At 35.2% G+C, this 14,549-nt stretch carries 11 protein-coding genes and 1 pseudogene; all 12 read right to left on the reverse strand.

The window, feature by feature from the left end; genetic code table 11:
- Positions 1 to 24: 24 nt before the first annotated feature.
- The 12 genes and pseudogenes from GOQ16_RS12010 to GOQ16_RS12060 all read right to left on the reverse strand — a co-directional run bounded on the left by GOQ16_RS12010 (position 25) and on the right by GOQ16_RS12060 (position 13,618).
- A complete protein-coding gene (locus GOQ16_RS12010; protein WP_160069503.1) occupies positions 25 to 1,830 on the reverse strand; it encodes a RagB/SusD family nutrient uptake outer membrane protein in 1,806 nt (601 codons plus the stop codon).
- A gap of 71 nt (positions 1,831 to 1,901) precedes the next feature.
- Positions 1,902 to 5,003, reverse strand: a complete 3,102-nt coding sequence (locus GOQ16_RS12015; RefSeq protein ID WP_240141030.1) for a SusC/RagA family TonB-linked outer membrane protein — start codon at positions 5,001 to 5,003, stop codon at positions 1,902 to 1,904.
- 312 nt (positions 5,004 to 5,315) lie between these two features.
- Positions 5,316 to 6,035 carry a response regulator transcription factor gene (locus GOQ16_RS12020; protein ID WP_160069504.1) on the reverse strand — a complete coding sequence of 240 codons (720 nt, stop codon included), beginning with the start codon at positions 6,033 to 6,035 and terminating at the stop codon, positions 5,316 to 5,318.
- The gene (locus GOQ16_RS12025; RefSeq protein WP_160069505.1) at positions 6,036 to 7,388 is read right to left on the reverse strand and encodes a sensor histidine kinase; all 1,353 of its coding nucleotides are present in this window, start codon (positions 7,386 to 7,388) and stop codon (positions 6,036 to 6,038) included.
- A gap of 212 nt (positions 7,389 to 7,600) precedes the next feature.
- Positions 7,601 to 7,939 carry a zinc-binding dehydrogenase gene (locus tag GOQ16_RS17635; RefSeq protein ID WP_204987470.1) on the reverse strand — a complete coding sequence of 113 codons (339 nt, stop codon included), beginning with the start codon at positions 7,937 to 7,939 and terminating at the stop codon, positions 7,601 to 7,603.
- A 100-nt stretch (positions 7,940 to 8,039) separates the two neighbouring features.
- The gene (locus GOQ16_RS17640) at positions 8,040 to 8,519 is read right to left on the reverse strand and encodes an alcohol dehydrogenase catalytic domain-containing protein (RefSeq protein WP_204987471.1); all 480 of its coding nucleotides are present in this window, start codon (positions 8,517 to 8,519) and stop codon (positions 8,040 to 8,042) included.
- A 263-nt stretch (positions 8,520 to 8,782) separates the two neighbouring features.
- Positions 8,783 to 9,241, reverse strand: a complete 459-nt coding sequence (arr, locus tag GOQ16_RS12035) for an NAD(+)--rifampin ADP-ribosyltransferase (protein ID WP_160069506.1) — start codon at positions 9,239 to 9,241, stop codon at positions 8,783 to 8,785.
- Positions 9,242 to 9,243: 2 nt separating this feature from the next.
- Positions 9,244 to 9,633 carry a hypothetical protein gene (locus GOQ16_RS12040; RefSeq protein ID WP_160069507.1) on the reverse strand — a complete coding sequence of 130 codons (390 nt, stop codon included), beginning with the start codon at positions 9,631 to 9,633 and terminating at the stop codon, positions 9,244 to 9,246.
- Positions 9,634 to 10,340: 707 nt separating this feature from the next.
- The gene (locus GOQ16_RS12045) at positions 10,341 to 11,558 is read right to left on the reverse strand and encodes a DEAD/DEAH box helicase (protein ID WP_192922526.1); all 1,218 of its coding nucleotides are present in this window, start codon (positions 11,556 to 11,558) and stop codon (positions 10,341 to 10,343) included.
- 526 nt (positions 11,559 to 12,084) lie between these two features.
- A pseudogene (locus tag GOQ16_RS18150) lies at positions 12,085 to 12,255 on the reverse strand (TPM domain-containing protein); the annotation flags it as partial.
- A gap of 323 nt (positions 12,256 to 12,578) precedes the next feature.
- On the reverse strand, positions 12,579 to 12,932 hold the full coding sequence (locus tag GOQ16_RS12055) for a hypothetical protein (RefSeq protein ID WP_160069508.1): 354 nt from the start codon (positions 12,930 to 12,932) through the stop codon (positions 12,579 to 12,581).
- 119 nt (positions 12,933 to 13,051) lie between these two features.
- On the reverse strand, positions 13,052 to 13,618 hold the full coding sequence (locus tag GOQ16_RS12060; RefSeq protein WP_160069509.1) for a hypothetical protein: 567 nt from the start codon (positions 13,616 to 13,618) through the stop codon (positions 13,052 to 13,054).
- Between the last annotated feature and the right edge of the window lie 931 nt (positions 13,619 to 14,549).

Raw genomic sequence — 14,549 nt, forward strand, 5'->3', positions numbered from 1 at the left:
TCATTTCTATACATTTATTAAATATTACCATCCAGGATTTTGAACCATCAACTCATTTTTTAAAATTTCATTATTCGGAATAGGGAATAAATAATCTCGCTGTCTAAATACACGTGTTTCAATTAACGTTTTGTCATAGAATGCATTTCCATCAGCAAACATATTCATACCGAAAACGTCCCCACCAAACTCTGCTACTGCAGTTTTCCAACGTCTACAATCAAAATAACGTACATTCTCAAATGCTAATTCAACTTGTCGCTCTCTACGAATAGCCGTACGCATAGCAGTTTGATTCGCTGGTCTTGCTATCTGACCAACACCAGTACCATAGGTCGGAATTCCTGCACGTTGGCGTACTAAATTTAGATAGGTGACGATATCATTGTTCGTTGGCTCATATTCGTTTAATGCTTCCGCATAATCCAAGTAGATTTGTGCTAATCTTAATTGTACCGACCCTCGGTTGTTACCATTGGTAGAAACATTCTTGCGGATAATATACCCCGTTGGAGAAACGTCTGATGTACTTTGCCTACGTCCAGAATTACCAGAAAGCTCCATTACAGTAATGACTTCACTAGAATTCGAACCTTGATTCAACCAATAGCTTCTATTATAAGTGATTCCGACATAAAAACGTGGTTCCCGATTTGCCCATGGCTTAAATGTACTTCGCGCTCTTGCATCAAATGGCGCTCTGTAATCCGTAAAACCATTTAATTCGTAGCCTGATGCACCATCTGTTATAGGTAATCCATTAGCCATGTGATAAGCATCTACTATTTTCTGTGTTGCACCTAATGCTCCTCCACCTTGTACATCAGTTGTATAGCCAACATGTTTTGGAGTTTTGTCATATTGCGAATAATTTTGGGCATCAGTACGTGCAAAAATCCATTCTTCATTCCACTCTCTCAACATGACATTGCGCGTAGACAAATAGGCTTTCACAAATGGGTCAGCATTATTTTCTTCATATAATTTGTACGTATTCGGAACGAATTCATTTAAAAACTCTTTAGCCGCATCTGCTGCTAATTTCCATTTGTTCGCATCGTAAGTTTGAGATACAAGCTGTTTACCATCTGTATTTTTAAGATTTGCGTAATCCGTGTTTCCATTAAACAAAGGACTAGCTGCCCAGTGCAACGTTTGTTGTTTGAAAGCTTTAGCCATTCCCTTTGTGATTCTGCCGAATTCGCTATTCACAGGTGTGGTAGGCAAATCAACATAGGCTAAGTCAAGCTCAGACACGATAAAATCAACGCACTCGTCAAAACTATTACGAGGCAACAACACTTCCGACAACGGAGCGTCTACTGGAATAACATTTGTTACTAATGGAACTGGGCCATATATACGAATCAAAAAGAAATAGTACATCGCTCGAAGTGCTCTTGCTTCTGCCTTGTATCTTGATTTCATCGCATCATTAACCTCTGCGGGATTTGCAGAATCTATTTTATCGATGAAATCTGTAGCATTTCGTATGGACTTATAATAATTATCATAAAAGGTAGAAACTGAACCATCTGTAGTCGCCCAGGTACTTTTATTCATATTATTGGCATAATTGAAATCCCATGTATATTTCGCTTCGTCCGATGCGGCCGTCCAAGGACCTGCATATTGATTACCAACAAACCTTTGTGACATCTCATTAGGGAGATTTGCGTAAATTTGTGTTAAGTAATTATCTACATAGTTCCTTGATTGAAATATATCTTCTACGGTCAAAACATCATCTGGAATTTGATCCAAGAATCCTGAGCATGAGGTAAGAAAAACCCCGCCTGCCATTAATATTGATAATATTTTAGTTTTCATGTTGTTAACGTTAATGTTGATGATCCTACTGATTTGGGTTTGATTAATCTTCATAGCGAAATTTATTATCATTAAAAATTAGCTTGAAGTCCCAAAGAAATGGTACGCGTATTCGGATAAGATGATCCGTTACTCGTATTTAATTCTGGATCCCATAACTTGAATTTACTCCAGTAATACAGATTCACGCCTTGTAAGTATACTCTTGCATTTTTTAATCCCCAAGTTTTCAATCTTTCTGTTGGCAAATAATAACCGAAATCCACGGTCTTTAGTCTTAAAAAGTCAATATCTTTCACCCACCATGAAGACGCCACCGCATTGTTGGTATTTACAGAATTACCGTAGCCTAGACGTGGATAGAAAACGTCTGAAGAAGGATTTGCCTCTGTCCAACGCGATTCCGCAATAGTAAATAAGTTACTCCGTTCGGCGCCTGTACTATTATTGAATGGAATAATACCGTCACCTGATATTCTTCTTTCCGCACCTTGTATGCCCTGGAAGAAGGCGCCAAAATAAACTTTCTTGTAACTGACATTGAATCCCGCACCAAATACAAGGTTTGGAACATCTCCATTACTAATTTTCGTTTGATCGTAGGTATTAATTACTCCATCACCATTTAAATCTTTGTAACGAATATCCCCTACACGCTGCGCACCCAACGCCGATTGATCTGCATGAATATCAATTTCTCCTTGACTTTGGAATAGTCCATCAGCCACGTATCCATAACCGGCTAAGAAATTCCTTCCTCTGCGCTCCAAGTATGGAAATAATTGACGTGGATTGTCATTTTCTATAACTTGGTCTTTGTTGTACGAGAACGTACCATTAAATGACCAGACGGTTTTTCCTAATTCTAGATTTTCTAATGCTACAGTACCGTCAAAGCCTTGGTTTTTGATAATTCCCAAATTACCAAAAGGCTGATTTTGAAGTCCTAGATAATTTGGCAAACTTCCTCTTTGTAAAAATACTCCAGAGCGATTTTCTTTGAACCAATCCACTGTCACATTCAACTTGCCTTTTAATGTCGTAAACTCCATACCGACATTGTGCTTATGTGATTCAGCCCAAGTCACATCATAACCATAATCAGAGATTGCTACTCCACCATAACCTACATTACTCGTTCCATTCCAGAATGAATATCCACTTGCACCTGTACTTACAATCGTTAAGAAACCAAATCTTCGACCTCCACCTCCAGAACCCGTGATACCATTTGAGTAACGAAGCTTGACCATTTGAAATGTTTCTTTAGCAGATTCAAAGAATTTCTCATTTGATAATATCCACCCCACACCAAATGATGGGAATAACCCAAATCTTCTACTCGGCACAAAGTTTTCTGAACCATCGTAAGCAAAGTTGAATTCTGCAGCATAACGATCATCGTACAAATAGTTAGCTCTACCTACTACACGTTGTGTACGATATGGCAATGAGGAGGTTAGGTCACCTGCAAAAGCAGATACTTCATCAGTTTGTGTATACAACAACAGGGCATTTACATTATGCTTATCAAATTGGCGACTGTAATTAAATCCACTTTCAAAATAGAATTGTCGATCTCCACTATTGCTTCTGCCGTATCCTAAATCTTCTGAACCATTGGACATAATCACGAGATTCAACGAGCCGTCTTCATTGTACGGATTAGCACGATCTATAGAATAAGTCGTTCTATTGCGTGTACGAGCGATATTATGCGAATTATTCGTGTCAAATGAAAACATTCCATATGCTGACAATCCATTAGTCCAACTACTCAAATCTTGTGTAATTCTTGCGCTAGAATTCAATTGACTAGAAAAGTTATTTTGATATCCGGTCTGCGTTATTAAGGCATAAGGATTGGGCTGTGCATCAGAAGACTGATTAACTGCTGGAATATAGTTGCCTGGATACATCAATGGATACAATACAGGATTAGTCTGCATCACGCGACCGAAAGCCTCTTGAGGATTGACACCTGGATAATTATTATTGATTACATAGCCTAATATTCCAAAAGAAAATTTCGTCGTTTTGGTCCAATTCATATCCACATTTGAAGTGAAATTATATCTTCTGAATCGGGTATCTGCCTTATAACTTTGTAAATTATCAGTCTTCAACAAGCTGGATTCATCATAATACGATATAGCTGTATAGTATTGGGTATTCTCTGTTCCTCCTCGTGCGCTAAAGTTAGCTCTTCTATTGTATGAAGCATTTTTAAAGAGAGCATCCAACCAATTTACATTTGGATACAAGTTTGGATCAGTTCCATTTAAAGTATTTTGAATATACTCATCGCTATATTCGGGAGCTAAACCTGATGCCACCATTGCTTCATTACGCAAGCGCATATATTGCTCTGCATTTGTCAAATCCGGTCTTTTGGTAAAATCTACCATACCCTGATTGTAATTAAACATCAAAGTAGGCTTTCCAACACGACCTTTTTTAGTGGTAATCAAGATTACACCGTTCGCTCCTTGAGCACCATAAACAGCAGTCGTAGACGCATCCTTCAGAATTGTCAATGACGCAATATCCTCAGGATCAAAAGCATTCAGATCCCTACCCTGAACCCCATCCACCACAATAAGTGGCGATGCGCTATTTTGGGAATTAAATGTAGAAATACCCCGTATCCATACGTCGGCTGAATTACTCCCAGGGAGACCAGTACGCTGTACCCCCACGAGCCCAGCAATTCGCCCCGCTAAAGTAGCACTCAAGTTCGCAACAGGCTGCTTTAGATCCTCCACTTTTACTGTAGATTGCGCGCCCACCATGTTTATCTTACGCTGTTGACCATAGCCCACTACGACAACTTCATTCAGGCTATTATTCAACGCCTTCATGGTTATCGTTAATGTTATACTATTGTTTATTATTACAAATTGATCCTCAAATCCAACATAGGAAAAACGCAAGGAATCCCCCCGTTCAGCCATTATTTTGAAATTACCAGACTGTTCGGTGGTCACAGCAAGATTGGTTTTCAAATTAATAACACTCACTGCACTCAGATTTTCGTTCAATTCATTTTTTACAACACCTTGAATTTCTATACTAGAGTTGCTCTGCGCAAATACCATAGAACTCAAAACACAAAGTGTCAATAGGATTTGAACACCTCGCATTGTAAATTTTAGAATGTGTATAGTTCTCATTTCATACATAATTGATTAGTTTGTTTTCGGTGAATATTATTTTTAATAGGTAGTAGTATTTGTCAGGTTTTTAAAAGACCAACCTAAATGAAAGACAGAGAACTGATAGCTAAAACCATTTAGTTTTTTAATACTAATGAGCGATATTTGTCTGTTTATTTTCATAATGCGATTGGTAAAATATAATTTAAGTATACACGGTTTAGAGCCGATATATAAAATTAGCATTAGTAAAGACAACAAGTTGTTAATCCATTCCTAACGGATTGTTAACAAATTGTTAATAAGAAAAATATGTGTGTTTTTGACTAATTACGAATGTTCTTCTTCAAGTTTGAAGATAAATCCTACCGCATAAATATTTTCTATACGTATGGTTGTTGAATGACTTAAAATTTTTCGCAATCTGGAAATGAAAACATCCAAACTCCGCCCCAAAAAATAGTCATTATCCCCCCAAACAGCAGTGAGTATTTCATCTCGTTTGAGAACTTTATTTTTATGTTGGAAAAAGTACACCAGTAGATCTACTTCCCGTTGAGTTAATACAATTGGTTTAGTATCGGCAACAATCAACTGCATGAGACTACTATCAAATGTAACATCACTCGTTTGGTATATGTACTGATCAGACGTTGGATGGACTTCTTGATCTTGAAAAAATCCAGATCTTCTCAATATCACTTTAATGCGTAGTATCAATTCATCGATATCGAATGGCTTAGTAATATAATCTTCGGCTCCGATATCCAATCCGTATATTTTATCTTTCTTTTCATTTCTTGAGGTCAGGAATAGAAAGAATATATCATTATTCTGTTTCTTTATTTTTTCAGCAACTTCAAATCCATTTATGTCTGGCAACTGAATATCCAAAATAATAAGATTATAACTCTCCCCAGCCAAAATACAGTCCAATGCATCTTTACCGCTTTGAACCCATGTAACCTCGAATCCGCGTAATTCTAAATATTGCTTCACCACATTACCTAAATCCACTTCATCTTCTACAAATAATATTTTAGCTAACATCTATCTCCTCGTATTAATCTTAATTATAAATTTTGTCCCTTTGCCTATTTCACTTTCTACCGAAAGATCCCAATCGTGTAAATTGACAACTTGCTGCACATAGAATAACCCCAATCCTAAACCACCTTCTTCTACACGCTGCTTTCCTCTAAAAAACTTTTTGAAAATATGTTTCAAACTCTCCAAATTAACACCAACGCCATTATCTTCGATATGTATAAAAACATCTTTATCCTGCTGATATACTTTCACCTGAATTATTTTTTCCGAAGACTCATTGTACTTTATGCCATTGTCCAGCAAATTATATATCATCGTGGTGAAAAGGAATTTATTCAAGTCTAACTCACTTACATCATGTTGGATATCGGGTATTATCGACACATTGTCTTCTAATTTTAAACTATAATCTTCCAATAATTCCAACAAAACAGAAGGCAGATAATAACGAGCCTTATCCAAATTAATACTCGAGAGTTGTGAGATGGTAAGTGATTGATTAATTAAATTTTTTAAGCGAATAGATTGACGTTTGATCACTGCTATCAAATCTCTTGATTTCACTTTATCATTCATTAACACGGAATTTTCAAGTGATTGATTGGCAACTAAAATAGTAGCTATTGGTGTGTTAAATTCATGTGTAATACTATTTATAAAATCGGAAGTAATCGCTGTCAACTTCTTTTGTCTCATCCAATTTTGATAGGTAATGAAGTAAATTCCAACAACTAATAGAATCGAAAATATTGACAATAAAAAAGTAGGCAGCATAGCCTTAAAAATCTGCAGTACTCTATTATCTTGATCTACATACAATGCAAATGTAATCTGATAAGAGTTTTTCGTATGCGCGCTTACAGTATAGCCTGATACTTGATTTTGTTTATCAATACGATCAAGCGTCCCGGCGATTCTATCTCCATTCGGGTGGGAAGAACTTACTCCATCAACACTAGGCATAAAGACAGGAACATAGTTCACTCCATCAAAAGATAGACTCATATGTTCCACATAAAGTCCATATTTTAGTTTATCATTCAGGTTGAACTGCTCGACAATGTTTGGAAAAATAGTATCCATATTTTGTCGTAACCGCAACTCTGAAATCACCTCATTCCAGACTTCCGCTATCTTTTTATTATAAGCTCGTCGATCGTTTTCATACAATCGTTCAAAAAGCGGCATTTGTGGAATGATATGTTTATCTATTATTTTTTGCGCACCAGGATAAAGTTTATCATTACGGATTAGGGCACTGTAATTCTGATGAATTACATCTTTTTCCTTGATATAATATTGATTATTTGTGAGTTCAAATGTGTTATAGATCAATTGAAATTGTACTACCACAAGACATACGAGACTTATGATTGCAATCAAACGGTAGATGCTATGCGATTGAACATGCATTTCTTTTTTCGTAATTTAGCTTTTAATGGTAGGGTAAAATCATCTAAATATAGAAGTTAATATTTAGTTATCTATGGGATTTGAAAAGAACATTTTAATAACTCCTTAAATCATCTTATATTTTGAGTTGTATAGAAATTATATATCTTAATTTAATCAGTAATTTTCAGCACTACATTACCCTTTTTTCTTCCAGAATCAACATAACGATGAGCTTCAACTATTTCTTCTAGAGTATATGTTTTGTCGATAACAGCTTTGAGAAGTCCTTTTTCAAAAAGTAATTTCAATAACTCCAACTGCTCTTTAGATTCCGAAGCAGTTTCCAGACCGCCAACCGTTTTATATACTCCACCATCCCTCAACAGCTTTCTACATTGCTTCTTCGTAGTTTTGCCAACCGCATCAAAAATAAAGTCAAATTGATTGGGTTGTTTTAGAAAATCTTCTCGATCGCACATAATAATATCCTCAACGCCTAAGGATTCCACGATTTCCCAACCTCTGAACTACACACTGCCGTAATATTCGCACCAAAATATTTCGCAATCTGTATAGCAGAAGTTCCAACGGAACCAGTCGCACCAATAATTAAAATAGTTGGGTTGGGTTGTCCGCGACTTTCATTTCATGGAGAAAATGGATAGCTGTATGCCCCCCAAAAATAATTGCAGCTGACTCTTCATATGTGGAATTATCAGGCATTACTAGTACATTACTATACTGATTGATAGCAATGTATTCTGCATGGGTTCCGAATTTGAAGCCTGTCATTCCAAAAACCTTATCGCCAACTTTAAATTTGGAAGTCTTATCGCCAACACTCTCAACAACACCTGAAAACACCACACCTAAAATGGGTTTTCTTGGTTTTGTAAAACCCAAAACCAACCGCATAATCACTTTCAAAAAACCTTGTACAGCCAACCCTCTTACCCTGACATCCCCTGAATTGACGGCAGATGCAATTATTCGGACAAGAATTTCATTGTTTTTGGGAGTTGGTTTGGGCACATCCTGAATTTGCAAAACCTCAGGTGGACCATATTTGGTACAAATGACTGCTTTCATATTATGAAATTTAGATTTTAAGAATGTAAGAAAAACGAGATTTAGGTTTGTAACGCTGCAATTTATATTATTTCCTATAAATATAAATAACACAATTAAAGCAAATCACTTAACTAGAATACACATAAAATTAGAAACGCAATTTTACTTCATAACATGCGTAAATCTTCGAACAAGTAATATCATGAGCAAATTCTCTTCGAGTATTTAAACCTTCCTCTTGGTTATTATAGTGCAAATGCTTCGCTGTATTGCAATATATGCTACTCATCATTTAATGAGTCAATTCCCTTTTCTTTTAATTTTTCTAAAGCATCTTTCATTACTTTAACATGTTCTGATGTGTGGCCTTGCCAATTTGTTACTTCTCCGACAACTCTAAACGGATGTGTTGAACGATAAGATTGTGTTGGATTTCCTGGAAATTTTTTATCCGTCAAGTCAGGATCATCTTCTATCACTCCTGTTGGCTCTACCAAATATATTCTTTCTTTACCTTCGCCTTGAGCAAGTTCCGCACCCCAAATAGCAGCATCCAATGTCGCAGATAGAAAAATATATTTTGCTCTTTTTCTTTGTCCAAAGTTTGAATTGAATCCAGGTTGTATTAAATCACCTATCTTTAAAATTGCCTTTGTACCGTGAAAATAAGTCTGCGCAAAAGGTGTCGCTTTGGTATCTACATGTAAATTCACGGGGTCATTCTGATTATTTCTTTCCATTTCTAACTATTGAATTTGTGTTCATATTCAGCAATGTTTATCGGAAATTCCTTTCTATAAATTTCCTCATCTAACCCAAGAATAGTTATTGTGTAAATGTCAGTGTCCATACCTTCAATACTATTTCCTATTCCAACAATTTCACAATTCGCAGAATTACAAACTTTAAGATTTTCAATCTTTCCTGTTGCAATTATTTTTTCATTTGGATAGTCTGTTCGAATTTCTATTAAATTGTCAATACAATATTGTTTTATAAAGTTATAACCAACACTTGCTTCAACAAAATTTATTTGTCCAAACACAATACCCATAGGTGGATCGCCAAATTCTAATTTCGATGTCCCTAGCAATTTATCGTCAAGAAATATATTATAAATATTCTCTATCATTGTTGGTTCTCATTATACTGCCACGAACGTTTTGCACAACTGTAATTTAGTGAAATTTTATTAACTTAGAGTATACAAGGAAGCAAAAATTCTGTCAAAATCTTGAATCATATAGACCTAAAATTATGGTTGTAGTATAACGTCTGCTTTTGTTTATCAAAAATGCAATTATCAGCCTTGAAATTAGCGAATATAAACCAGTCAAATTATCATTTAGCCAATCTTAATAAAACAACAAACCTCGCTAAGAATGTCTTAAACGAGGTCGAATATTTTGAATTTTTAGCTTTTAGAAGTAGTTGCGCAACGGTTACCGATGTTATAAAGCATTTTCATTCAAAATATTTTCCACCTTTTTGGTTTTATTGTCAGGTGCCTAATAGTTAAAGATTCTGTCATATTCTTCAATTATATTTTCGACACCCCAATAGGAAATAACATGATCAGCTCTGTTATTTTCCATTTTTTCAATAGGTTGAAAACCGAGTTCATAGCCTGCAATATTAAATCCAACATAGAAGGATTAGTTAAAGTAAGGCTCAGTTGCAAATGCTTTGTTGTACCATGCAGTTGCTTCATTAAGATTCTCGACTTTGTATATTGTTGTTTTTAGTCCTAACATGTTCTGTGATTTTTAGGGTTAACTACAGTCATTGAAACATTGTAAATAGCTAGAATAAAAGTTATTTAATCAGTGTGTATTTTTGCTAAACTGATTTCGGCTTCTTTTTATAAAAAGGTTTTTTCTTCTTCTTATAATATGGCTTTCTTTCGCTGACAGGTTCTTCTATCGGTGCCTCACCTAAATGCTCTGGTAGAGGAATACGATCGATAGAACGTTCAATTAGTTTTTCGATATTTGCTAGCCTTCTTTTATCTTTCCCGTTTACGAAAGTTATAGCAGTTCCAGTAGTTGCAGCTCTGGCGGTACGTCCAATTCTGTGAATATAATCTTCAGGATCTTGCGGTGCGTCATAGTTGATCACCAAATCGATCCCCGTTACATCGATACCCCTGCTCAACACATCGGTACCAATTAGCACATCGCATTTTCCATTTTTAAAGTCGAGCATAATTGCCTCACGTTGCTGCTGTTCCAAATCGCTATGAAAAGCCTCGGCTTCAAGACCTAGTTTACGGAAAACCTTACCTAACTCTTTTACTTGCTCTTTTCTACCCGCAAAAACAATTATTCTGTTGTATTCCGCAGACTTTAATAATTCGGTAAGCAATGGAACTTTCTGACTGTCATGTATAAGGTAAACCTGCTGGTTAATACCTTCTGCTGGTTTCGAAATAGCCAGACTAATTTGCTCAGGCTCATGTAGTAAAGTACCTGCAAGCTTTCTGATTTTTGGCGGCATAGTAGCCGAGAACATTACCGTTTGAGGTTTCTGGGGTAGATAATTCACTATTTTCATGATATCATCATAAAAGCCCATATCCAACATCCTATCAGCTTCATCTAAAACCAAATGTTCTAACTTATCTAGTTTTAACGCACCAGATGCAAGATGTGAAATTAAACGCCCTGGTGTTGCTATAATAATATCTACACCATCTTTCATCGACTGTTTTTGATTAAGGTATGTTGCTCCATCACCGCCGCCATAGACCGTTAGGGAGCTGATATTGGTGAAATACGAAAGCGCTTCCACTTGTAAATCGATTTGCTGCGCTAGTTCTCTGGTAGGGGTTAAAATCAAAACCGAATTATGTCGATCACTTTTTTGTGTCAACAAATTCATTATTGGCAACAAAAAAGCACCCGTTTTTCCTGTACCTGTTTGCGCACAAGCAATTAAATCTTTATTCGCTGTAATGATAGGAATGGCTTGTATTTGTATAGGCGTAGCGTTTTTGAAACCCATCGCTAGTAAGCCCTCCAAAAGTTCGGGGTTGAAATTAAACTCTTTAAAATCCACGTTTAATTATTTTTCATTTGATGGTTATTTGTAAAGTTAAATAAAAAAACATGGTAACTACGAAGTACTCACGAATTACCTGGAAAATAAACAGGGTATGAGTCTTTAAATTTTGCAATATAGAATTCCGAACCTTTCAAATATAGACTTTACTTAGCATTGAGGTTGTGTATTCTACCTTTTGGGCTAGGGTATATTTCGGAGTACAGTGAAGTCCATTACTTAAATTGTAGGTTTAAAATAGCTGATTAAGCGGGACTATATTTAAAAGTATGTCTTTGGTTTGTAGAAAAGGAAACCTCGCTTAGAAAGTATTAAACGAGGTCGAATGTTTTTAATCTTTAACTTTTAGAAGTAGTTGTGCAACAGTTACCCATATTAGCGGTAGTATGAGTTATTTCCATTGATTATAAATTCGTCAATAGCTTTGTCGATTCCTTCAAAATATTCGTCATTTCTAAATTCAGGTATAATAATGTTTTAAATTATATCGTCACAAATTTTGTCCGTCAATATTTTTTCCAGTTCATAATCCTGTAGCTAATCTTATTTTTCTTAGTTGAGGACTTAGGACAATAGGTAGTCCGTCGTTTTTTTCTTTTGTTCCAACTCCCCAAAAATTTGAAAGGTCTATTGCATATTTGTCAAAATTTTCTTCTGTTAATTTTGCATTATTTAGTGTTACAATGACAATTTGGGTTGTTGTTAGACTATCATTTTTTTTAGTTTAGCTTCTAAGTTTTGAATTTCCAAGCTAACTCTCTATCAACACTAATCCTTCTAAATAATCTATTTAAATTTATAATTTGATATATATTCTCCCATATATTTTATATAGCTGTCACCAATCCAAACTTTTTATTTTTGTCTTAATATGGTAAGTTGTTGTACAGATGTACCTGTTTTCGTACCCTGTACAGTAATATAAACTTTACCAAGTAGGTATTTTAAATGTACTACCTCTCCAACCTTCAGAAAGTTGTCTGTACCCACTAGCGAATGACCAGCTGTAGAAACTTTTTAGATAGATATACCTACTTTATTACTGCCATTGCCCTCAAAGCCTGTGTAATATAAATTACCTTGTTCATCATAAGCCACATCGCTTTTCTCATCATCTCCATATTCCAAGATTACCCCATCCAATACTTTTTTAATGACTTTGCTAACAAAATTATAGGTAAAAGAGTAATATTTTTTTGTGTCTGGATGTTGAAAAAAGAGCCCCATCTGTTTACCATCTTTACTATAATGACGTTCAATTTTATATTCCCCTTCGTATCTATTAATTACTTCTTCATATCTGGTGTAAGGTATAGAGGCTACCAACGTAGTAGGTGTTTCTGTTTGGTATACTGGTATACCTATTTGCATATATTCGCCAACAAGTAATTGATTATCCTTAGTTGCTACAAACACTGTATTTTTACCGGTTAATCTAACTTCGGTAAATAGCGTTTTAAGGGTACCTAAATTGTCGGATTTATAAGTTCCTATGCTATGTAGAGGCCATAAGCTAATCTTAATCCTGTAATTAGATAGGGTTGTGGATTATTTACAGCTCCGTAAAATGAGTATATTGTGCTTGGAAACGCGCCCATGCTTAAATCTCGATAACCCAAAGCAGCATCATCCGTATGGTTTAAAGGTGGATCACTAGGATATGCTCCGACCTCTGATATATATTGAGCATCTCCCGATACTAGTAATCGAATACCTCGAGTCCCAAACCCAGATATATATTGAGCTAAAACCATAATATATTGATTGGTATACGGCCTAAAGTTATCTACCACTAATTTTGTTTCACCTGCATTTAAAAAATTCACAAAATCTGGGTATTGAGCAGCGTCTTTAGGCAAGGGAACTGTTTTTTTGGTATTAAGGTCTATCGTATTTCGATGATAACTACGTACGCCCGTCCCTGTATGTCTTTCAGTAAAAACAAAATGCAACAAGTGATTGTCTTCTATCGTCATATCACTTATCCCATACCTTCCTAAAAATTGCATTAATCGCGTAGTATCCCAAACATGTTCAAAACCTGCTTTCTCGTTCAATACATTTACAGGTTTGTAAGCATCATTACCGTTGGCAGGGGGTTCTGTTGTTTGTTCTTTTTCACAAGAGAAAAAAGTAAAATAGAAAAATAAATAATAAGTTTTGACAGTTGATTTTGTTTCATTTTTTTAATTTGTAATAATTGATAATTAGTGTACTATTGCTTTTAATAACAAATAGAATATTCTTCAATATATTTTATTGACCCTTGTTATAATTTTAAAATATCTATTTGCAAAAATTCTTTCCTTTTTTTACCTAATAATTTACTTCTTTATATAACTTATTTTAGGAACTAAATGATGTTTTTAAGAATAAAATATTAAAGTTGCTAAAGACTCATATAACATAGTTCTATTACTAGGTTTACTATTTAAAGCTGTTTTAAATTTTCATTCTATTATATTATTTAACTAAGGTCGGAAGCATAATTTATTTCTACAATGGGCTAGAAAGCCCAATTTGAGTAGGATAAAACTTTTGACTAATTATACAAGGCTAGATATTAATTTGATTTATCAACATGAAGCGTTGTAACAAAGCGAAATAGGAGATACGAAACACAGCTTTTCAGAGATTGCTGTGCTTTGGGGATAAAGAATTTCGATACTTTGTTTTGAGAATGTGAAATGTCGGAACAGATAGATATTAATGCTTTTAAAAGTGCAATTAACCAAAGGTATTTTTTCTTCATACAATATTGTCGCGGTAGTCGTCTGCAAAATAGCCGCTAACGTTTTATGTATTGCCGAAGGTGGGAAATCGAAGGACAAAACTGTCAACCCAGCACTAAAGTTGATTTGAAAAACAACACTTGATTTTAAGTACGTCACCCTGCATGACGCCAAACCCGTGTTGAACTAAACCTCCGGTAGCCTTTCTATCGTCTATAAATCATAGCTTTATAATTGAATTAAATATACTATTATG

Source organism: Sphingobacterium bovisgrunnientis (assembly GCF_009829085.1).
Taxonomy (GTDB): Bacteria; Bacteroidota; Bacteroidia; order Sphingobacteriales; family Sphingobacteriaceae; genus Sphingobacterium; species Sphingobacterium bovisgrunnientis.